General features: G+C 62.9%; 15 protein-coding genes, 1 tRNA gene and 3 pseudogenes. 8 read left to right on the plus strand and 11 right to left on the minus strand.

What is annotated here, in order from left to right; all coding sequences use genetic code 11:
- Positions 1 to 428: 428 nt before the first annotated feature.
- The gene (locus AC0V7N_RS20445; RefSeq protein WP_475450242.1) at positions 429 to 2,942 is read right to left on the minus strand and encodes a caspase family protein; all 2,514 of its coding nucleotides are present in this window, start codon (positions 2,940 to 2,942) and stop codon (positions 429 to 431) included.
- A 215-nt stretch (positions 2,943 to 3,157) separates the two neighbouring features.
- On the opposite strand from AC0V7N_RS20445, the gene proS reads away from it, so the two are divergent.
- From proS to AC0V7N_RS20470, 5 genes and pseudogenes are all read left to right on the plus strand, one after another.
- Positions 3,158 to 4,486: a proline--tRNA ligase gene (gene proS / locus AC0V7N_RS20450; RefSeq protein ID WP_475450243.1), complete on the plus strand. Its 1,329-nt coding sequence runs from the start codon at positions 3,158 to 3,160 to the stop codon at positions 4,484 to 4,486.
- A pseudogene (locus AC0V7N_RS20455) lies at positions 4,483 to 5,768 on the plus strand (lipoprotein-releasing ABC transporter permease subunit). Before proS ends, AC0V7N_RS20455 begins: the two are co-directional and overlap by 4 nt.
- On the plus strand, positions 5,768 to 6,448 hold the full coding sequence (locus AC0V7N_RS20460) for an ABC transporter ATP-binding protein (protein WP_475450245.1): 681 nt from the start codon (positions 5,768 to 5,770) through the stop codon (positions 6,446 to 6,448). Before AC0V7N_RS20455 ends, AC0V7N_RS20460 begins: the two are co-directional and overlap by 1 nt.
- A 480-nt stretch (positions 6,449 to 6,928) precedes the next feature.
- A complete protein-coding gene (locus AC0V7N_RS20465) occupies positions 6,929 to 7,999 on the plus strand; it encodes a site-2 protease family protein (RefSeq protein ID WP_475450246.1) in 1,071 nt (356 codons plus the stop codon).
- A 2-nt stretch (positions 8,000 to 8,001) separates the two neighbouring features.
- Positions 8,002 to 8,178, plus strand: a complete 177-nt coding sequence (locus tag AC0V7N_RS20470) for a hypothetical protein (protein WP_475450247.1) — start codon at positions 8,002 to 8,004, stop codon at positions 8,176 to 8,178.
- 22 nt (positions 8,179 to 8,200) lie between these two features.
- Here the strand turns inward: AC0V7N_RS20470 and lipB are convergent.
- Positions 8,201 to 8,943 (minus strand): annotated as a pseudogene (gene lipB, locus AC0V7N_RS20475) (lipoyl(octanoyl) transferase LipB).
- Between the two features lie 235 nt (positions 8,944 to 9,178).
- On the opposite strand from lipB, the gene AC0V7N_RS20480 reads away from it, so the two are divergent.
- Positions 9,179 to 9,263: transfer RNA gene (locus AC0V7N_RS20480), tRNA-Leu, on the plus strand.
- An 87-nt stretch (positions 9,264 to 9,350) separates the two neighbouring features.
- Here the strand turns inward: AC0V7N_RS20480 and AC0V7N_RS20485 are convergent.
- From AC0V7N_RS20485 to AC0V7N_RS20515, 7 genes are all read right to left on the minus strand, one after another.
- On the minus strand, positions 9,351 to 10,676 hold the full coding sequence (locus AC0V7N_RS20485; protein ID WP_475450248.1) for a sensor histidine kinase: 1,326 nt from the start codon (positions 10,674 to 10,676) through the stop codon (positions 9,351 to 9,353).
- Entirely contained in the window at positions 10,673 to 11,434 is a 762-nt protein-coding gene (locus AC0V7N_RS20490; RefSeq protein WP_475460415.1) for a response regulator, read from the minus strand. The genes AC0V7N_RS20485 and AC0V7N_RS20490 overlap by 4 nt, the downstream gene beginning before the upstream one ends.
- 668 nt (positions 11,435 to 12,102) lie before the next feature.
- Positions 12,103 to 13,002, minus strand: coding sequence for a succinate--CoA ligase subunit alpha (gene sucD, locus AC0V7N_RS20495; RefSeq protein WP_140701761.1), 900 nt, complete (start codon positions 13,000 to 13,002; stop codon positions 12,103 to 12,105).
- 14 nt (positions 13,003 to 13,016) lie between these two features.
- Positions 13,017 to 14,201: a malate--CoA ligase subunit beta gene (locus AC0V7N_RS20500; RefSeq protein WP_473461855.1), complete on the minus strand. Its 1,185-nt coding sequence runs from the start codon at positions 14,199 to 14,201 to the stop codon at positions 13,017 to 13,019.
- Positions 14,202 to 14,243: 42 nt separating this feature from the next.
- Entirely contained in the window at positions 14,244 to 15,194 is a 951-nt protein-coding gene (locus AC0V7N_RS20505; protein WP_475450249.1) for an HpcH/HpaI aldolase/citrate lyase family protein, read from the minus strand.
- A gap of 11 nt (positions 15,195 to 15,205) precedes the next feature.
- Positions 15,206 to 16,396, minus strand: a complete 1,191-nt coding sequence (locus AC0V7N_RS20510; protein WP_475450250.1) for an aminotransferase class V-fold PLP-dependent enzyme — start codon at positions 16,394 to 16,396, stop codon at positions 15,206 to 15,208.
- A 149-nt stretch (positions 16,397 to 16,545) separates the two neighbouring features.
- Positions 16,546 to 17,166, minus strand: a complete 621-nt coding sequence (locus tag AC0V7N_RS20515) for a response regulator transcription factor (protein WP_027044923.1) — start codon at positions 17,164 to 17,166, stop codon at positions 16,546 to 16,548.
- 424 nt (positions 17,167 to 17,590) lie between these two features.
- On the opposite strand from AC0V7N_RS20515, the gene mgtE reads away from it, so the two are divergent.
- On the plus strand, positions 17,591 to 19,003 hold the full coding sequence (mgtE, locus tag AC0V7N_RS20520; RefSeq protein WP_475450251.1) for a magnesium transporter: 1,413 nt from the start codon (positions 17,591 to 17,593) through the stop codon (positions 19,001 to 19,003).
- A gap of 152 nt (positions 19,004 to 19,155) precedes the next feature.
- Positions 19,156 to 19,542 (plus strand): MerR family transcriptional regulator, encoded by a 387-nt coding sequence (locus tag AC0V7N_RS20525; protein WP_006203215.1) that lies wholly within the window; start codon positions 19,156 to 19,158, stop codon positions 19,540 to 19,542.
- A 6-nt stretch (positions 19,543 to 19,548) separates the two neighbouring features.
- On the opposite strand, the gene AC0V7N_RS20530 is transcribed toward AC0V7N_RS20525, so the two are convergent.
- Positions 19,549 to 20,025, minus strand: coding sequence for a methyltransferase family protein (locus AC0V7N_RS20530; RefSeq protein WP_475450252.1), 477 nt, complete (start codon positions 20,023 to 20,025; stop codon positions 19,549 to 19,551).
- Positions 20,022 to 21,021 (minus strand): annotated as a pseudogene (locus AC0V7N_RS20535) (heparan-alpha-glucosaminide N-acetyltransferase). Before AC0V7N_RS20535 ends, AC0V7N_RS20530 begins: the two are co-directional and overlap by 4 nt.
- Positions 21,022 to 21,243: the final 222 nt, after the last annotated feature.

The following is a 21,243-nucleotide window of genomic DNA, read 5'->3' on the forward strand; positions in this document are numbered from 1 at the left end:
TTTCGCGGCCGTTCGCTTGCTGACGCAAGGTCATGTAGCCTGGGAACAGGCCGCGCTAACCAGATGATTGCACAAAAAAAATGCAAGGCACGAGGCCTTGCAATTAAACGCGTCCGATCTGTTTCCGTTTTCCGGCGGCAGCGAATAACCGCGCCTAGATCGCATCCTCCCAAGACTTTGACCGCGTAGGAGAGCAGATTTTTCTCCGCCCTCTCGGTTATCGCGGGACATTAGCCTAAGGCGAATGAAAATGTCACGAAGAATTTTGCCTCGAAACAGGCATTCTCGTGCTGCACTGCACAATAGTATGGCATGCTTTGCTTTCGAAACGACCACAGAGCCTTTGCGGCATGTCCTCAGTTGACGCGCGCAAAGAATTGGCGGCCAAAGCCGAAGACGTTCGGCTGTCCCGCACAATCGGTTGGACCCTATTTTGTGACACCGGCCTCAGTCATCGCTTTCTCGACCATGCCGATCCAGCCTTCGTTGGCACCGGGCAAGCGTCCTTCAGATTTCAGTCCGGTCAGCATGACCAGCGCGGCCTTGAAATTTGTCGACGGGTCAACGCCAGCCACAGCAAGCTTGTAGCGGCTGTAGGCGGCATCGACCGTGCGCTGTGCGTTGCCCGGATCGGCTTGCAGCTGCGCCTTGGCGATGACGAAGCCAGCCTGGTAATCCGCAGCCGCGCCGGTCCTGTCGCCCTTGCCCATCAGCACGTCGCCGATCCGGTTGTGGCCAACCGCAAGGTCGCGCTGCCATTCGGCATTGTCGGGGTCGAGTTCGGCCAGGTATTCCGCAATGGCCTGCGCGGAACGGCGGTCGGCGAGCGATCCATCAAGGTCTCCGGCCTCGGCGCGGGCGTCGGCTATCTTGCCCAGCGCAAGCTCGAGGTCACGCCGCCATAATGTGTTGCCGGGGTCGCGCGCCACCAGCCTCCGCGCGATATCGACGCTGCGCTGGTAGGGTTCGAAAGCCTTTTCGTTGTGCCCCGTCAGCCGCTGCAGGTCGCCGATAGCGGTGAGGCTGACGGTGATGTCGCGCTGCAGTTCGGCGTCGTCTGGCATCTTCTTCGCCAGCGCCTCGGTGATCTGCAAGGACACTTCATATTCGGCGATCGAGCCTTCGAGATCATTGGTCAGCCTGAGCGCCAGCCCGACCTTGGAATGGCTTACCGAAAGGTCGCGCCGAAAGCCGTCATTATCAGGCGCTTTCTCGACCAGGAATTCGGCCACCTTGAGCGCCGAACGGTAGTTCGCCAGCGCGCCGGGTCCGTCGCCCGAAACCCGCATGGCGTCGCCGATGCGGTTGAAGCAGACGGCGTAGTCGCGCAGATAGCCAAGCGTAGGCTCCTTTTCGAGGATCGCCTTCATTGTGGCGAGAGCCTGCTGGTAAAGCGCGATCGCGCCGGCGGTATCGCCCATCGCCTTCCTGACGTCGGCGACCTTGTTCTGCGCCACGGCAAGGTCGCGCTGGTGGTCGATCTTGTCGGGCTCGGCGGCCGCACGTTTCTCGGCGGACCGGACCATCGAATCATAGGCTTTGCCGGCTTCCTGCAGATGACCGACGGTCGTTTCCAGTGTGCCGATCAGTTCCCAGGACAGTGTCTGCTGATAGCGCGCGTCGTCCGGTATCTGGAAACCCTCGACATCAGCGTAGAGCGCCACGGCCTTGCGGTAGTCTTCGATGGCGAGGTCGTAACGCAACTGCGCCTGCGAGGCGCCGCCGGCTAAATAGTGCGTCGTGGCCTCCGACAGCGTACGTTCGATGAAGCGGTTTTTCAGATCGTCGCGCGACTTGCCGTCGATATCGGCTGCCTTGCCAAGCAGCGCACGTGCCTCGTCGAACGAGCCGAGTGCCAATTGCGCTTCGGCCTGTTGGCGCAGCGCCGTCACCTGCGGATCGGAGGAGGCGAAGTTGCGCAAATCGGCTCGCACCTTGATGAAAGCGTCGGCCGCTTCCTGGAGTTTTTGCTGGCGCTGCCCTGGCGCCATCGCCTTGCCATCGGAGGTGATGAGTGCGGCGTATAACGGCGCCAGCGGCATGTCGGCGTGGGCCGCCACCGCCTCGACCTCGACGCGCAAGTCCGGCGTGACATCGGCCATGGCGAGCAGCAGCCGATCGCGCTCGGGCAGGGCGTCCTTGCTGGCCTGCGCGGCGAAGAACAGCCGCGGCAAGCCGCTCTCGACATAGGGAAGCTGCTTGCCGCGTGAAAGATCGTAGACCTGTTGCTGCACCAGCGTCAGCACGGAGCGTATTTCCAGTCCGTCGGTGGGCAGGAACCTGGCCAATGCGGCGGAAAACTCGGAATTGCCGGATGCGCCGTCGGACGCTGTCTGTCCGGGCGCCGCGGAGAAGGCGAACAGCACGTTTTCCGCCCGGCCCATGCGTCCGAGCCCGGGCTTGGCTTCGGCTTTCACCTCTGGCGCGATGGACACCACGCCGCGTCCTTCGCCAGAGTTACTGTCTCCAGATTGGCCGCCCCCGGATTGGCCGAAAGGATCGTTGCGGCAGGCATCGAGCACCACGAGGCCGATCTTGCCGACCGCGGTCACCGTCTCGCGCACCTCCTCAAGCGGAAGGCTTGTAGCTTTCAACCGGTCCAGGGAAGACGGATCGGCATCGACCGGCAGAAGACGGTTGTCGCCGGCGATCTCGACGCCATGGCCAGAGAAATAGATCAGCGCGACATCGGCGCCGGCCGCATCATCGCGAAAGTCCTCCAGCGCGCGGCGCATACGCTTCAAGTCGCGGTTCGCTTCGGTGGTGACGTCGAAGCCGAGTTTTTGCAGCGCCGATTCGATCGTGCGGCTGTCGTTCACCGCATTCTTCAGGGGCCGCACGTTGCGGTACTCGTCGGCTGCAATGATGAGCGCGACCCGCCGCTCGGCGTGTGCCGCCGAGACGAAAAAGGTCGCAAGGATGACTGCCAGGAAAAAACGCAATGCCCCAATCCACCCAAGCAGACAGCGTCCCACGGCTTTTCGGCTCAAGCAAGCCGGCGCAACATGATCTGGGAAGTGAGGGAATCCGGCAAGAGGGCGGCAATGTGCCGCCATGGCCGGGTTCCCATTGTGCCATGAAATGGCTATGAAGCCGGGTCAAGCAAGCTTGTGTCGCGCCGATTCTGGCGTGGCCGTTCTCACTCACGGACCAGTCCATGCGTTTGTCGCGCTATTTCCTGCCTATCCTCAAAGAAAATCCGCGCGAGGCCGAGATCGTCTCGCATCGGCTGATGCTGCGTGCCGGCATGATCCGCCAGCAGGGGCAGGGCAGCTTTTCCTGGCTGCCACTCGGCAAGCGGGTGCTGGACAAGGTCTGCCAGATTATCCGCGAGGAGCAGAACCGCGCCGGTGCGCTGGAAATCCTGATGCCGACCATCCAGTCGGCCGATCTGTGGCGCGAAAGCGGCCGCTATGACGACTACGGCAAGGAGATGCTGCGCATCAAGGATCGACAGGACCGCGACATGCTCTACGGTCCGACCAATGAGGAAGTGGTCACCGAAATCGTCCGTGCTTACGTCAAGTCCTACAAGGACCTGCCGCTCAATCTCTACCACATCCAGTGGAAGTTCCGTGACGAGGTGCGGCCGCGCTTCGGCGTCATGCGCTCACGCGAATTCCTGATGAAGGACGCCTATTCCTTCGACCTCGATTTCGAAGGCGCGAGAGCTGCCTATAACAGGATGTTCGTGTCCTACCTCAGGACCTTCACGCGCATGGGCCTGCAGGCGATCCCGATGCGGGCCGATACCGGGCCGATCGGCGGCGATCTCAGCCACGAATTCATCATCCTGGCCGACACCGGCGAGAGCCAGGTCTATTGCGATCGCGATTATCTGTCGCTCCAGGTGCCCGGCGAAAACACCGACTTCGCCAATGACGCCGAGATATCGGACATCGTCAAAACGTGGACGACGCCTTACGCCGCCACCGACGAAATGCATGATGAGGCGGCGTGGGACAAGCTCGGCGAAGCCGACCGGGTCTCGGCGCGGGGCATCGAGGTCGGCCATATCTTCCATTTCGGCGACAAATATTCGAAGCCCATGGGCGCCAAGGTGACCGGGCCCGACGGCAAGGATCATTTCGTCTCCGGCGGCTCCTACGGCATCGGCCCGTCGCGGCTTGTCGCGGCGATCATCGAAGCCAGCCACGATGAGAACGGCATCATCTGGCCGGACGCCGTGGCGCCGTTCGACATCGGCCTGATCAACATGAAGGTGGGCGACGCCGAGTGCGACCGCGTCTGCGACGAGCTCTATGCCGCCTTCGCAGCCAGCGGCAAGGATGTGCTTTACGACGACACCGACCAGCGGCCGGGCGGCAAGTTCGCCACCGCAGACCTGATCGGCCTGCCCTGGCAAGTCATCGTCGGGCCGCGCGGCGTGGCCGCCGGCGAGATCGAGATCAAGAATCGCAAGACCGGTGAGCGCGAAACACTGCCGCTGGCCGACGCGAAAAGACGCTTCGGTGCGGCCGCATGAGCGAGGCGGCGGCGACAAGATCGGCGGGCGCCGGCCCTTTCTCCATCTTCGAACGCATGGTGGCGTGGCGCTATTTGCGCTCGCGGCGCAAGGAGACGGTGATTTCCGTCATCGCCTCGATCTCCTTCCTCGGCATCATGCTCGGCGTCGCGACGCTGATCGTCGTCATGGCTGTGATGAACGGGTTTCGCGCCGAGCTTCTGACGCGCATCCTTGGCGTCAACGGCCATCTGATCGTCCAGCCGCTCGATTCGCCGCTTGAGGACTACGCCCAGGTTGCCGGCCGCATCAACGGCGTGCCCGGCGTCAAATACGCCATCCCGCTGATTGACGGCCAGGTGCTGGCGCAAGGCAATGTCGGCGGCGGCACCGGCGCGCTGGTGCGCGGCATACGCGGTGAAGATCTCGGCAAGATCGCCATCGTCGCCAGCAACATCAAGCAAGGTTCGCTCGCCGATTTCGATAGCGGCGAGGGCGTCGCCATCGGCAAACGCATGGCCGAGAATCTTGGGCTGACGCTGGGCGACACCATCACGCTCATCTCACCCGATGGCGATGTGACGCCGATCGGCACGACACCGCGCATGAAAGGCTACAAGATCGCGGCGATCTTCGAAGTCGGCATGTCGGAATATGACACGTCCATCGTCTACATGCCGTTCTCCGAAGCGCAGCTCTATTTCAACATGGATGGCCGCGCGCAGACGATCGAGATCTATGTCGACAATCCTGACGATGTCGACGCGCTGAAACCGAAGGTGGAAGAGGCGGCGCAGCGGCCGATCGACATGGTCGACTGGCGCCAGCGCAACGAGACCTTCTTTCCGCCCTGCAGGTCGAACGCAACGTCATGTTCATGATCCTGACGCTGATCGTGCTGGTGGCGGCGCTCAACATCATTTCCGGGCTGATCATGCTGGTGAAGGACAAGGGGCACGACATTGCCATCCTGCGCACCATGGGCGCGACGCGCGGTGCCATCCTGCGCATCTTCCTGATGACGGGGGCGGCGATCGGCGTCACCGGCACGCTTGCCGGCGTGCTGCTTGGCGTCGTCATCTGCACCAACATCGAATCGATCCGCCAGTTCTTCTCCTGGATGACCGGCAAGGTGTTGTTCAACCCGGAGCTCTACTTCCTCAGCCAGCTGCCGGCAAAGATGGATCCACGCGAGACGACCTATGTCGTCATCATGGCACTTGGCCTGTCCTTCCTGGCGACGGTGTTTCCGGCGTGGCGGGCGGCTCGCCTCGATCCCGTCGAAGCCTTGAGGTACGAGTAGTGGCCGAGGTCATTATTGAGCTGAAGAGTGTCGAGCGGCACTATGTGCAAGGGCCGCGCAAGCTCACCATCTTGAACGGCGCCGATTTTTCGCTGAAGCGCGGTGAGATGGTGGCGCTGGTGGCGCCGTCGGGCACCGGAAAGTCGACGCTGCTGCATACCGCCGGCCTGTTGGAACGCCCCGACGCCGGCGACGTGATCCTGTCCGGCCGGGCCTGCGGGCGGCTGTCCGATGACGAGCGCACGTCGATCCGCCGCAACGATGTCGGCTTCGTCTATCAGTTTCATCATCTGCTGCCGGAGTTTTCCGCATTGGAAAACATCATGATGCCGCAGCTGATCAAGGGCCTGTCGCGCAAGGAAGCGGCCGAGCGCGCCGCACAGCTGCTCGACTATATGCAGATCGGCAAGCGCGCATCGCACCGGCCGGCCGAATTGTCCGGCGGCGAGCAGCAGCGCGTCGCGATTGCCCGTGCGGTCGCCAATGCGCCGCTGGTGCTGCTGGCCGACGAGCCGACCGGCAACCTTGACCCGGTCACCGCCTCCTACGTGTTCGACGCGCTGGGCGCACTGGTCAAGCAATCGGGCCTCGCGGCGTTGATCGCGACCCACAATCACGACCTGGCATCGCGCATGGATCGGCGCGTTACTCTGGCCGATGGTAAAGTCGTGCCGCTTTAGGCTGTGCCGACGCTCAAGTGATGCCGGCCTGACCTGAAGCTCACCATATCCAGCCAGGTTTCCACGACGATAGGTTGACCGGATTTCGCCTGGTTTTCCGGGTCTCGCCGACGGGCCGTCGCCACGCATTGTCGTGACCTGTTGATAGGTCCCACTCCGTCAACCTTTTCTTAACCCTGCCGATTTGATCGCTCGAAGATTCCGGCCGCGGGCGGATTCTGCTCGTTGACTTTGAAACAAAATTAGAACAAATTGCGAACATATCAACAACAGGAGAGAGTTATGACCGATCTGGTTCAGGATGTCATCTCGCTGGTTTGCATGAGTGCGTTTCTCGTTTCCATGGCGATCTGGATCGGCGCCATGTGATTTGGCGGCTCTTGCCGCCGTCGTTCCCTGCGGTTGAAACCCGCTTCGCCGTTAAGTCTTTCTTGCCGCCGCGGCGCTAGGGTGCGTCTCCAAGGCAGGAGCAACGTCCAGGTGTCGCCCATCGTCACGGCCATTCTGGTGGCCAGCAATCTCGGGCTGATCTTTCTCTTGATGACCGTGCCGCTTGGTTTGCGCACGGTCAGGGTCAGCCGCGTGATTGCGACGGACCGCCAGCGCCTCTGGCAGGCGCTGTGGCCGCTTGGCAGCGATGCCGGCTGGTCCGGCGAGATCCTGTCGGCTGAGCCGCTGGACGGTGAGGGGGTGTCCCGCATCATGCTGTCGTGGGAAGGCCGCGACGGCAAGCCGATCGAGCGCAGGGCGCGGTTTGAAGACGTCGTCGAGGGCAGTCGCTTCGCCATGCGCGTCCTCGAGGATACGGCGCTCGATGTCTCGTTCTGGAAAGACTATCGCGAAACCGCCGAACTTGTTTCCGAAGCCAGCGGCACGCGGGTGACGCTCAGCCAGACGGATCGTTACCGCGGCGCTGCCTTTCTGGTGTTTCGGTACTTCGCCATACGCCGCGAGCTGTCCAAGCTGCAGCGTTGGGCGGTAACCGGGCAATATCGCAAGGGCGGCTGGTTCGAGCATCCGCTGAGCCAGGTCGGCTTTGCCGTGCTGTCGGCGTTGATCCTGTGGCCGTTCTTCGGTCTCCATCTCGGCGGGCTGGCGCTGGCCGCCATCCTGACGTCGGTCGTGGCCTTGCACGAGCTCGGCCACATGGCGGCGTTCCGGCTGATGGGCCACCGCAAGGCCCGAATGATCTTCATTCCACTGCTTGGCGGCATCGCCATTGGCGGCCGGCCCTATAACAGCCGTTTCGAGGTGGCGTTCGTGGCGCTGATGGGGGCGGGTTTCTCCGCCTTCCTGGTGCCGATCGTCATTGCCGCCAGTGCGTTTGCGGGCGGCGAGGGGCACAAGGCCGCGGCCGCGCTGCTGGCGGCGCTGGCAGGCTGCGCGGCCCTGTTCAACATCGCCAATCTGGTGCCGGTGTGGAAGTTCGACGGCGGCCAAGTGCTGCGCCAGATCTGCCCGGGCCGATCGCGCTGGCGCTGGCCTCGTTCTTCCTGCTTTCCGTCTTCCTGGCACTTGGCCGACAGGCAGGCTTCTCGTCCGGCTTTCTAATCGTGGCGGGGGCGGTCTTTTCGATCCTCAGCCTGCTCACTGTCGGCAGCGGCGTGAAGCCTCGCCACGAGTTGGAGCCGATCCGCACCGTTGACCGCTTCGCCATCGCCGGCGCGCTGCTGGCGGTGTTCACCATTCATGGCTGCGGCGTGTTGTGGGCGTCGGCGCAACTGCTTTGAGCTCGTGTTGAGTCCGAAAGGGTCAACCGGCCTTGCGGACTGCTTCGGCGGTCAAGGCAGTGGCAGGACCGAACACGTCCTCGAAGGCTGATTTCAGCGCCAGATCAAGGTCGGCCATGCCGACGGGAAGACCGAGATCGACGAGGCTGGTGACGCCGTGGTCCTGCACGCCGCAGGGCACAATGCCGCCGAAATGCTCGAGCTCCGGTTCGACATTGATGGCGATGCCGTGAAAGCTTACCCAGCGCCGCAGCCGGATGCCGATCGCCGCGATCTTGTCCTCCGCCGGCGAGCCGTCCAGCAGCGTAGGGCGATCGGGCCGCACCACCCACACGCCGACACGGTCCTCGCGGCGCTCACCATGGACGTTGAAGGCGGCGAGCGTGCCGATGATCCACTGTTCGAGTGCGGCGACGAAAGCGCGCACGTCTTCACGCCGCCGCTTCAGGTCAAGCATGACATAGGCAACCCGCTGGCCGGGCCCATGGTAGGTGTATTCGCCGCCACGGCCGGCCGAAAGACCGGAAAGCGGTCGGGATCGATCAGGTCCTCGATGCGGGCGCTGGTGCCGGCGGTGTAGAGCGGGGGATGTTCGACCAGCCAGACCATTTCGCCGGCGGCGCCGCTGCGGATCGCCTCGGCACGCGCCTCCATGAAGGCGAGCGCATCGGGATAGGCGGTGAGGCCAGGCTCGATGCGCCATTCGACCGGCGCTGAACCGGGCAGGGGCAGGAACGACGTGGCAATCTGGCTGCGTTCTGGCATGACGTGTCGCTTTTTGCTCATGCATGTCGTGGTCCCAAAACCGCCTTGCATTTTTGGGCGACATGCAACGCCTTCCATATGGCGTCAATCGTCCAAAACGTCCAGTTCCGGCCCTTCATTCCAATCCTGTGGACCGTTATGCCAATCGCTTGAGATTATTGCGTGCCGCGCACTTGTTTCGCCGGAAACGATTTGCTACACGCCGCGAGCCGGTCGGTTCCGGCTCCTACCACGTGCGGTCGTGGCGGAATTGGTAGACGCGCAGCGTTGAGGTCGCTGTGGGGCAACCCGTGGAAGTTCGAGTCTTCTCGACCGCACCAATATTTCCTGAAGCAAGCCTTCGGACGCCGTGAAATCACCTCCGGCAATCTGGCGATCATCAGACCCCGAGCACGGCGCTGGCCGTCCTACAAAGGCTGGACCCTTGGTCCATTCGGCAGATCGACGGTCACGACGAGGCCGGTTGGCTGGTTGTCGTGCAATTCGATCTTGCCGCCGTGGCCCTGGATGATGTCCGCTACGATTGAAAGGCCGAGACCAAAGCCGTGCTTCGAGGCAACGCCGCGTGACATGTCCTCCTTGAAGAAGGGTTCGAAAACGCGGGAGCGCGCCGTCATCAAAATGCCCGGCCCATCGTCGCCGACCGCGATGCGCGCCGCCGTGTCGGTCTGCGTCAATGCGACGGTGACGTTGCCGGCGAATTTGACCCCGTTATCGCACAAATTGGTGATCGCGCGCGCCAGCGCGTTGGGCTTGCACCAGCCCAGAAGCCTGTCCGGTCCGGAATAGGAAACCGAAAACCCGACATCGGAGAATTCGGCACAGACGGTTTGCAGCACGCTGGCAATGTCGGCCCGCTGCAGCTTCTCCGTCGAGACATCGTTGCGCAGATAGGTCAGGGTCTCGTCGATCAGATCTTCGATATGCTGGACATCGGACAGCAGGGCGGTTCGAACAGGCCCATCCTCCATGCGCTCGGCGTGAAGCCGCAGCCGTGTCAACGGCGTGCGCAGATCATGACTGACGCTGCGCAACATGCGCGTGCGGTTTTCGATCATCGTGCGGATACGCGCTCGCATCCTGTTCAGCGCGCGCGTCAGGCCGACCATTTCGATGGAGCCATGTTCGGCGAAAAGCTCGTTGCCATTCTCGATCTCGGCCTCTCCCACTGCCGCCGAGATGCGCTTCAACGGGTCCGTCACGGCCCATACCGCAAACAGCCAGATCAGGATGGGCAAGGCGACGAAAGCCATGAATCTGTAGAACGAGGCACGCACGAAACCTGACGTCAGCCAGGAATCGGGCATGCCGAAATGCGCCAGGACGCTCTGCTGGTCCAGATCGACGACAAACGCGTGTTGGCCGCCGATCCTTGTCCAGTGTCCATCAACCGTCCCGCCGTCGATTCGGAAGAGCCATTCGATGCTTCGCCATTGCAGATAGGAATAGGGAATATTGCGGATCTGTTCCCTGGGCAGGATCTTGAAATCAAGGCCAGCTCGCATCGCCGTTGCCAGAATGGCACTGCGCGCTTCAGTTGGTGTTTCGCGCAACAAGGCAGCGACAATGGCAGCCCGGCTTTCGCTATCTTCCACAACGGGAAGGTCGACATTCTCTATCCAACCTTCGACGACCGATCCGACGGACATGATCACAATCACCGCGATGAAAATGATTGCCGCGAACTGCCCACGCACCGACTGGGGCAGGAATCGGCGGACCAGATCCTTCACGCTTCCTCCACCGTCGCGGTGAAAATGTAGCCACCCAGCCGAACGGTCCTTAGAAGCACCGGGTCGCGCGCGTCCTTTTCGATCTTCTGGCGGATTCGGCTGACATGGACATCGACGCTGCGCTCGATCGGGCCGGCAAGTCCGGCATGGGTTACGCTGAGAAGTTCCTCGCGCGACAGAACCCGGCCCGCATTGCGGCAGAACGCCAGCAACAGATCGAATTCATGCGTCGTGGTCGCAACCCGCGCATTGCTCGGATCGTGCAATTGTCGGCGAACGGGATCGAGGCGCCAGCCGTTGAAGCAAAGCACCTTTGTCCGGTCCCGTTCGTTGGGGGCCGTGCGGCGCAGCAACGCCCGTATCCTTGCCGTCAGTTCGCGCGCGCTGAACGGTTTCGTCACGTAGTCGTCGGCGCCGATCTCCAGTCCGAAGATGCGGTCGATTTCCTCGCCAAGTGCTGTCAGCATCAGGATCGGAACGTTCGTTTGCGCGCGAAGCCGGCGGCAGATGCTGAGGCCGTTTTCACCCGGCAGCATGATATCGAGCACGATCAGATCGAATTTCTGGTTGCGAAGCGCGGCGTTCATGCGGACGCCGTTGCCGGCGACTTCCACGATCATGCCGTTTTCGGTGAGCGTCTCGCCCAGCATGCGCGCGATCTCGATATCGTCTTCGACAATGAGGATACGCGACCCTTGCCTCGCCGATTTGAACTCGGCGTTCAAATCGATCCGGCCAGAGTCTGCCGCAGCCTGCATTGCTGGATGTGTGGGCATTAAAACCGATATCCGACAAGGAGCATCCCCGAGGGCTGGACCTTGTCGACGACAACAGGGCTGTCGGCGACGTCACGGTGTCGAGGAATGTCGCCGACACGAAAGGCACCGGCATGACCTTGAACTCGTTGCTGCCCTCATATTTGGGAGCGATGATGGCGCCACCGCCAAGGACGACATGCCAGTCGCCCAGTTTCTGTTCGAAGCGCCCGAAACGGGAAGGCTCGGGCGGCGGGGTCAAATCCCCAGTATCGGCATCCGTATCGACGGCAATTGCGTCCGCCGCCAGCACGATCCCCGAATGCGTTGAAAACAGGATTGCCATCGCCGCGAGGGAGGCCCGGCCGGCGAAGGTCCCAGAAACCATTTTGAACATGCATGCTCCAGAGCAGCGAGGCAGTAAGAGCCCCTGATGCTCGGACTATTTCAGGTGAAAGTGGCTGCATGCGTGAAGTGATGTTAAGTTTTGTTGCGCAATCTTGGTCTGATGTTGTCGCCTGTACGAGCGCGCTCTGAAATGGCGGGGCGTCGGTTTGCTAGTCCGGCGTGTACGCAAATTCCTGAATTCGATTTCCCAACGGCACTGGCGGCGGGTCATGCCGACCGCGCCGCCGCTTGATGTTTCCGCAACAGCCGCCTGACAGCGGAGATCAAGCCGCCTTCTTCATCCGCGCCAGCGTGTCCGCCACGACCTCGCCAAACGACGATGGCGTCGGCACGATGATCACGCCGGCCTCTTTCAGGATTTCGACCTTCTCCTGCGCCGACTCGCCGAAGGCCGAGATGATGGCGCCGGCGTGGCCCATGCGGCGGCCTTTTGGGGCGGAAAGGCCGGCGATGTAGGCGATCAAAGGCTTGCGCATATTATCGCGCGCCCAGATCGCTGCTTCGGCTTCCTGCGGTCCGCCGATCTCGCCGATCATCACCACGGCGTCGGTCTCGTCATCCTGTTCGAACAGTTTTAGAATGTCCTTGAAGGACGAGCCGTTGATCGGGTCGCCGCCAATGCCGACGCTGGTCGACACACCGATGCCCAGCGCCTTCATCTGCGAGGCGGCCTCATAGCCGAGCGTGCCGGAGCGCCCGACGATGCCGATGCGGCCGGGCAGGTAGATGCTGCCGGGCATGATGCCCATCAGCGCCTGTCCGGGGGTAATCATGCCGGCGCAGTTCGGTCCGACGAGCCGCATGCGGTCCTCGAAGCGGTAGCGGCGCATGTAGCGCTTGACCTGCATCATGTCCTGCGACGGGATGCCGTCGGTGATGCAGACGCAGAGTTTTATGCCCGCATCCGCTGCCTCCATGATCGAATCGGCGGCGAAGGGTGGCGGCACGAAGACGATGCTGGCCTCGGCGCGGGTCTCACGCACCGCGCCCTTGACCGTGTTGAAGACCGGCAGGCCGAGATGCGTCTGGCCGCCCTTGCCGGGGGTGACGCCGCCGACCAGCTTGGTGCCGTAACGCTTCATGTCCTCGGCATGGAAGCTGCCGATCTTGCCGGTAAAGCCCTGGACGATGACGCGGGTGCTGCGATTGAGCAGGATTGCCATTTTTTCGACCTCCCTCAGGCTGCTTTTTTCTTGGCGGCCGCGCGCCATGCAGCGACGGCTTTTTCGGCGGCTTCGGCCAGCGTGTCGGCGACGATCACCGCCTCGCCGGAATCGGCTAGGATGCGGCGGCCTTCCTCGGCTTTGGTGCCGGAGAGCCGGACCACCAGCGGCACGTTGACGCCGACCTCGCGTATTGCCTTGATGACGCCCTCCGCGACCCAGTCGCAGCGGTTGATGCCGGCGAAGATGTTGACCAGGATGGTCTCGACATTCTTGTCGCCGAGCACGGCGCGGAAGGATTTCGCCACCCGTTCGGGCGAGGCGCCGCCGCCAATGTCGAGGAAATTGGCCGGCTCGCCGCCGGCGATCTTGATCATGTCCATGGTGGCCATGGCCAAACCGGCGCCGTTGATGATGCAGCCGATATTGCCGTCGAGGCCGACATAGGAGAGGCCGCGGTCGCTGGCGAAGGTTTCGCGCGGGTCTTCCTGGCTCTTGTCGCGCAGCTCGGAAATTTCCGGCCTGCGAAAAAGCGCGTTCTCGTCGAACGACATTTTGGCGTCGAGCGCGATCAGGCTTCCGTCGCGGGTCACCACCAGCGGATTGATCTCCAGCATCGAGGCGTCGTAGTCGCGGAACACCTGGTAGCAGCTGAAGATGGTTTCGGTCGCCTTGCCGATCAAATCGTGGTCGAGGCCGAGCCCGAAGGCAATCTCGCGGGCCTGGAAGCGCTGCATGCCGACGCCGGGATCGACCGATGTGCGCAGGATGGAATCGGGCGCCTTCTCGACGATGTCCTCGATCTCCATGCCGCCGGCGGCCGAAGCCACGATCATGACGCGCTCTTCCTTGCGGTCGAGGACGAAGCCGACATAGAGCTCCTGCGCGATGTCGACGGCTTCCTCGAGATAGAGCCTGGAGATCAGCTTGCCGCGCGGACCGGTCTGCTGGGTCACCAGCTTGCGGCCGAGCATGGCCTCGGCGGCACTCGAAATCTCCTCGTCATTGGCGCACAATTTTATGCCGCCGGCCTTGCCGCGGGCGCCGGAATGAACCTGCGCCTTCAGCACCCATTTGCCGCCGCCGATCTCGCGCGCCCGATAAGTCGCCTGTTCGGGGCTGTAGGCCAGCCCGCCGCGCGGCACATGCACGCCGTGCCGTGCCAGCAGTTCCTTGGCCTGATATTCGTGGATGTCCATTTTTGTCCTCCCAAAATCCGTCAGTGCGCGGCGTGCGGCTCGTTAGCCAAGTTGGCCGGCGCGTTCGATGGCTTCGTTGACCACCAGCACATTCCTCGCCATGCGCTCCGACGCGGCGTCGATCATCTTGCCGTCGAGCGCTGCCGCTCCCTTGCCCTGCGCCTCGGCTTCCCTGAGCACTTCAAGAATACGCTTGGCGCGGGTGACTTCCTTTTCCGGCGGCGAGAAGACGTCGTTGGCGAGCGCGATCTGCGAAGGGTGGATCGCCCATTTGCCTTCGATGCCAAGGGCTGCGGCGCGCTTGGCGCCGGCGATGTAGCCCTCCGGATCGGAGAAGTCGCCGAACGGCCCGTCAATGGCGCGCAGGCCATAGGCGCGGCAGGCGACGGTCATGCGCGACAAAGCGAAATGCCACTGGTCGCCGGGATAGTCGGGGTTGAGGCCGCCAATGTTGACGGTGCGCGCCTTGCAGCTCGCCGCATAGTCGGCGACGCCGAAATGCATGGCCTCCAGCCGTCCGGGCGTCGCGGCAATCGCCTCGACATTGGCCATGCCGAGCGCCGTCTCGATCAGCGCTTCGAGGCCGACACGGGTCTTGAAACCCTTGGCCATCTCGATCTGGTTGACCATGGCCTCGACCATATAGAGGTCGGCCGGCACGCCGACTTTCGGCACCAGGATGGTGTCCAGCCGGTCGCCGGCCTGCTCCATGACGTCGACCACATCGCGGTACATGTAATGGGTATCCAGGCCGTTGATGCGTACCGACACGGTCTTGCCCTTGGCGCGCCAGTCGATGTCGTTGAGCCCCTGGATGATGTTCTTGCGGGCGCGTTCCTTGTCGGGCGGGGCGACCGCGTCCTCGATGTCGAGGAAGACGAAGTCGGCGGCGCTGTTCGCCGCCTTGTCGATCATCTCCGGGCTGGAGCCGGGAACCGCCAGCTCGCTGCGCTGCAGCCTGAGTTTCTTCAGGTGGTTGATGGTGTGGCTCATCGTCGGCTCCCTCAGGCGGCTTCGGCGACCGGCACGGCGGCCGAGGCGCGGAAATGCTGGATGGCGGCACCGACGCCGGAGCCCGGCGCCAGCCGCACGCCGCAATCGAGCAGCGCCATTTCGGCCGCCGACAGCGAGGCCAGCACCATAACCTCGTTCAGCCAGCCGAGATGGCCGATGCGGAAGACCTTGCCGAACACCTTGTTGAGGCCGCCGCCGAGCGACGTCCGGTAGGTCTGGTAGGCGCGCTTGACGACGTCGCCGCTGTCGATGCCTTCCGGCACCAGGATGGCGCTGACCGTATCGGAATGCCATTTCGGCGCCCTGGCGCAAAGTTTCAGCCCCCAGGCGTCGACCGCCTTGCGTACGCCTTCGGCGAGGCGATGATGGCGGGCAAAGATGTTCTCCAACCCTTCGTCGGCGATCAGGTCGAGCGAGGCGCGCAGGCCGCGCAGCAGCTGCGTCGCCGGCGTATAAGGGAAATAGCCGGCATCGTTGGCGCGGATCATGTCCTCGAAGGAGAAGAAGCAGCGCCGGTGGGTGGCAGTCCTTGAAGCGACGAGCGCCTTCTTGCTGACCGAGAGGAAGCCGAGGCCGGCGGGCAGCATGAAGCCCTTCTGCGAGCCGCTGACGGCGCAGTCGACGCCCCATTCCTCCTGCCTGAAATCGATCGAACCGATCGACGAGACGCCGTCGACGAAGAGCAGGGCAGGGTGGTTTGCGTCGTCAAGCGCGGCGCGGCAGCCGGCGACGTCGCTGGTCACGCCGGTCGCCGTCTCATTCTGCGTGCAGAAGATGGCCTTGATGCGATGCGTCTTGTCCGCCTTGAGCCGCTCGGCATAGAGCTCGAGCGGCACGCCGGTGCCCCATTCGCAGTCGATCACATCGACCTCGAAGCCGAGGCGCTCGGCCATGTCGACCCACAGATGCGAGAACTGGCCGAAGCGCGACATCAGCACGCGGTCGCCGGGGCTGAGCACATTGGTCATCGCCGCTTCCCAGGCGCCGGTGCCGGAGGATGGGTAGATGAAGACGCGGCCGGTCTCGTTCTTGAAAACCTTTTTGATGTCCTCGAACAGCGGCAGCGTGAGATCGGGGAAGGACGCGGCGCGCATGTCCTCCATCGGCAGGTTCATCGCCTGCCGGACCTGTTCGGGGATGTTGGTCGGCCCCGGAATGAAGAGATGGGTGAAACCGGCCATGATGCGAACTCCTCCTGATCCAGCAAAGCGGTGGTGGGGAGTTTCGTTTCGACGGCTAAAGCCAACAACACCTCAGCGGGTAATATCTCGCCGCGCGCGGGTGGGTTCGGACTACCCGGCAGGCCTACCCGGCTGGGTACAAGCTTGGCCTACCCGAAAGGCTGCTTCTGGGTACGCCTCTCGCGCGAATAGAGCGCGACGGCCATCGCCCGGTTGCGGACGTCGAGCTTGTCGTAGAGATTCTTGAGGTGGTATTTCACCGTGTTCTCGGAAATGCCGGTCCGCGTCGCGATCTGCAGATTGGTCCAGCCGTCGGAAAGCACCGCCAGCAGCTCGCGCTCGCGCACCGTCAGCTGCGCCAAAGGCGTGTCGTTGACCTTGTTGATGTCGATGTAGGGGATGCAGATGCGGCCATGCGCGACGGCCAGGATCGTGTCGAAGATGATGGCCGGGTCGTCGAACTGGAAACAGTAGCCCTGGGCGCCGAGCCGCACGCATTGCTTCAGGATGCCGATGTCATGGTCGTTGGAAAAGACGGTGATGCGTACATCGAGCTTGCGGCTCTGGACCTCGGCCAGCACATCGGCGCCGTCCATGTCGGCGAGCTTCCAGCCGATGATTGCGACGTCGAAACCGCCCTTGTCAGCCAGATCCAGGAATTGCTTGCCGCTCTGCACGGTGCTCAGCAATTCGAAACGGCCGTCGCATTCGAGCATCTCGCGCAGCGCCGATATGACGAACGGATTGCGCTCGGCAACGACAATGCGCATGCGCCGGTCGCCAATTGCCTTGCTCGTTTTCCCGGGCTTGCTGTTCAAGGGCCGTTTTTGTCCTGGGCGGATTGTGCCGCAACTCTGAGGCCAAGTTTCAGACCTGGACCCGTATCATGACAATTCTGCCCCAATCGCGCTGGGGTGCTCTTTCCCCAGCGACATCGGCTGTCGCGCCGTCTGAAGCTGGGGTTCGCTGGTTTTTGATGGGATTGGTATTGCCAGGTCTGCATCCGCGATACGCCCGCCGCGTGGCGTGGAATAGGCGTTTCGTTTGATATTCCGTGCCTTAGAGCGATAAGTTCTCAAATCGAATCGCGTCTGCACGCGAGATGCATCGGATTTCCGCGAAACCGGTTTCCGCTTTGAGGTCCGATGCTCTAGACCTGAGACACAATTTTTTCCGGGATGGCGGGAGGCGCTGGTGGAGGACAAGCAGACGACCTCCGCCAGGGTGGCTGAAGAAATCCACGCCGACATCTATGGCGAGGACGGTGCGGTCCGGTCGTCCTTCCTTGCCCAGATCGGGGCCGCGATCGCCGACCGCGATACGTCGGCCCTCAAGCATGAAGTCGACCATCTGCACCAGTCGGAACTCGGCGACCTGATCGAGGCGCTGCATCCCGAGCAGCGGCGGACCCTGGTCGAGCTGCTGGGCGCCGATTTCGACTTTTCCGCGCTGACCGAGGTCGACGAGGCGATCCGCATGGAGATCGTCGATCATCTGCCCAATGCGCAGATCGCGCAGGCGGTGCAGGCACTTGATTCCGACGACGCCGTCTACATTCTCGAAGACCTCGAAAAGGAAGACCAGGACGAGATCCTGTCGCAACTGCCGTTCACCGAGCGGATCAGGCTGCGCCGCTCGCTCGACTATCCCGAAGAGACCGCTGGGCGGCGCATGCAGACGGAGTTCGTCGCGGTGCCGCCGTTCTGGACCATCGGCCAGACTATCGACTATATGCGAGAGGACAAGAACCTGCCCGAGCGCTTCAGCCAGATCTTCGTCATCGACCCGACCTTCAAGCTGCTCGGCGCCATCGATCTCGACCAGATCCTGCGCACCAAGCGCACGGTCAAGGTCGGAGAGATCATGCATGAGACGCGGCATGCCATTCCGGCGACGATGGACCAGGAAGAGGCCGCGCGGGAGTTTGAGCAGTACGATCTGCTTTCGGCCGCCGTCGTCGACGAGAACGAGCACCTTGTCGGCGTGCTGACCATCGACGATGTCGTCGACGTCATCCAGCAGGAGGCCGAGGAAGATCTGCTGCGCATGGGCGGCGTCGGCGACGAAGAACTTTCCGACAGTATTTTTTCGACCTCGCGCTCGCGCGTTCCCTGGCTGCTGATCAATCTCTTGACGGCATTCCTGGCGGCGTCGGTGATCAGTCTGTTCGACCGCACGATCGAGCATATCGTGGCGCTTGCCGTGCTGATGCCGATCGTCGCCGGCATGGGCGGCAATGCCGGCTCGCAGACCATGACCGTCACCGTGCGGGCGCTGGCGACCAGGGATCTCGACATCTACAATGCCGGCCGCATCATCCGCCGCGAAATGGGCGTCGGCTTCATCAACGGCATCATCTTCGCCATCCTGATCGGTATCGTCGCGGCGGCCTGGTTCCACGATCGCAATCTCGGCGGCATCATCGCGGCGGCGATGATCATCAACATGTTCGTCGCCGCACTTGCCGGCATCCTGATCCCGCTGCTGCTCGACCGGTTCAAGATCGATCCGGCGGTGGCTTCGGCGGTATTCGTCACGACGGTCACCGATGTCGTCGGCTTCTTCGCCTTCCTCGGCCTTGCCACCTGGTGGTTCGCCGTGCCGTGAAGGTACAAGCGTCCCTCAATTGACTTTTACGTAAATGCCGTGCGAGGCTCGCGCGGGGCGCTGCATCGATTCCGGCGTGGCAAGGGTTTGGTTCGGGACAGAAGGCGACGCCGCATGGCGATCGCCAGGGATTCCGGCATGCGGGAGTGACAATGCGGGAATATTATTCGATCACTGAGCTGACCCGCGAATTCGACGTGTCGACGCGGACGCTGCGCTTCTATGAGGACGAGGGGCTGGTGCAACCGGTGCGGCGTGGCCGCACGCGGCTGTTTCGCCCGTCCGACCGCCATCTCATCCGGCAGATCATGCGCGGCAAAAGGCTCGGCTTCTCGATCAACGAGATCCGCGAAATCATCCAGATGTACAAGGAGCCGCCCGGCGAGGTCGGTCAACTCAAGCTGATGATCAAGCGTATCGAGGAAAAGCGCGAGGATTTGCGGCAAAAGCGCCGCGACCTCGAGGAGACGCTCGCCGAACTCGACCAGGCCGAGGAATCCTGCGTCGAGCGGCTGGTGGAGCTCGGTGTCAACACGTAGCGCTGCTCAAATCCAGCGCCGAACCCTTTTGGCGTAGTCGCGGTATTTCTTGCCGAATTTCGCCGCCAGGATCTTTTCCTCGCCCTCGATCGCGACCTTCTGCGTGGCGAATGCGGCGATGAACGCCAGCGGCAGGAACCAGACGATCCCCGAGACAAAGGCGACGCCGATCAACAGCAGCGTGTTGGCGAGATACATCGGGTTGCGGGTGATGCCGAAGGGGCCCGTGGTGACGAGGTGGTCGGGCACCGCGTTGGGGTTGAGCGTGGTCTTGGCCCGCATCATGGTGCGGATGGCGGTGAACCAGAGTGCCGCGACGCCGAACAGCGCCACCCAGCCGGCGGCGAACAGCAGGTCGCCCAGAAGGTCGCCGATCCAGGGCAGGGGATAGAACATACCGAGGATGATGCTGATGGCGATCGCCGCAGTGTAGATCACCGGCGGCCATGGGATCACCCCGGGCTTCGGCTGGGTTTCGGTCATTGCGTTCCTCCCTCGTCCATCTTGTCTTCAGTCTGGGCCGTGCAACTGCCGGCCAGATCGCCCAGATGCGCCCGGAATTCCGCACTCTGGTCGTTGTTCTCGAGCCGATCAAGCGTGGCCTCGCCCTCGATCGTCGTCAGCATGCAACTGCAATAGCTGGTGCAGAAGGTTGCGTTGCGCGTCTGCTCGCATGAGCGCTGGCAGGTTTTCAGGAAATTGACCTGTGGGGTTTCGACCTGGGCAGGCATGACCTGCGAAAACAGCCAGACGCAGCCGATCAGCAGCGGCTGGTGGATCAGGTAGAAAGCGAGGCTATGGCGGCCGATGAAGAGCAGCGGATTGGCCCAGCGGCCGGGCGCTAGTCTCGCCAGCCGCGCTCGTATACCGGCGGCGGAAGCGAGTTTCGCCACCCCGATGCCGACAAGCACCGCGCCGAACCATGGAAACAGCGGCACATAGTCGTTGGAGCGCGGATTGATCGCCGACAGGCCGATCCACCACAGCCAGGGGTGGTCCAGGGCCTCGAAGCGCAGATAGATGGGCGCGGCGATGACGAGCGCGGCGACGACAAGCGTCAGCAGGGCCGGCAGCCGCAGGAAGGCGAGGCCGAGCAGGCTGGCGAGCGCGATCTCGTGCAGTATGCCGAAGAAGATGAAGCCGTCCGGCGTGGCGATGCGGGTGACCACCGAAATGGCGATCGCCGCACCGGCAACCATGGCGAAACGCTTCCAAAAACCGTTCCAGCGGATCTGCTGGCCGTGCGCCAGGTACAGGCTGACGCCGACCAGGAACAGGAAGGTCGAGGCGATGCAGCGTGCGTAAGATCTTCCACCAGCCGAAGGCGGTGAGGCCGGGATCGGTGTAGCCGAAGAATTCCAGATCCCAGGTGAAATGATAGCTCGCCATGGCCAGCAGCGCGATGCCGCGCACGATATCGATGGCGACGATGCGCCTGGATGGCTCCGGAACGGGTGCGGTCGGCGTGTCGATGGTCATGGTCTCGCGATCTGATTCAGCCCCGCCTGAGGACTATCACGGTTGGGCGGGACAGAAGAAGGCCGGGAGCACGGCGATGCAGGCACCGGGATCGAGCGACGCTTTGGGCCAGAGCCGGGAAGCCATTGACCGGTTTCGCTTTTTGCCGGTTACGCGTCGGTTTCCTCTTAATCGCCCGGGATCGACCACGGCAGATTTGACCGGCGATTCTGCTTTGGGGAA

It is taken from the genome of Mesorhizobium kamtschaticum (genome assembly GCF_056174585.1).

Bases quoted from the DNA above. Each gene is read 5' to 3' on its own strand.
- AC0V7N_RS20500 (WP_473461855.1), bottom strand. From the start codon at position 14,201: ATGGACATCCACGAATATCAGGCCAAGGAACTGCTGGCACGGCACGGC.
- sucD (WP_140701761.1), bottom strand. From the start codon at position 13,002: ATGGCAATCCTGCTCAATCGCAGCACCCGCGTCATCGTCCAGGGCTTT.
- AC0V7N_RS20515 (WP_027044923.1), bottom strand. From the start codon at position 17,166: ATGCGCATTGTCGTTGCCGAGCGCAATCCGTTCGTCATATCGGCGCTG.
- AC0V7N_RS20505 (WP_475450249.1), bottom strand. From the start codon at position 15,194: ATGAGCCACACCATCAACCACCTGAAGAAACTCAGGCTGCAGCGCAGC.
- proS (WP_475450243.1), top strand. From the start codon at position 3,158: ATGCGTTTGTCGCGCTATTTCCTGCCTATCCTCAAAGAAAATCCGCGC.
- AC0V7N_RS20490 (WP_475460415.1), bottom strand. From the start codon at position 11,434: ATGCAGGCTGCGGCAGACTCTGGCCGGATCGATTTGAACGCCGAGTTC.
- AC0V7N_RS20510 (WP_475450250.1), bottom strand. From the start codon at position 16,396: ATGGCCGGTTTCACCCATCTCTTCATTCCGGGGCCGACCAACATCCCC.
- AC0V7N_RS20525 (WP_006203215.1), top strand. From the start codon at position 19,156: ATGCGGGAATATTATTCGATCACTGAGCTGACCCGCGAATTCGACGTG.
- AC0V7N_RS20530 (WP_475450252.1), bottom strand. From the start codon at position 20,025: ATGACCGAAACCCAGCCGAAGCCCGGGGTGATCCCATGGCCGCCGGTG.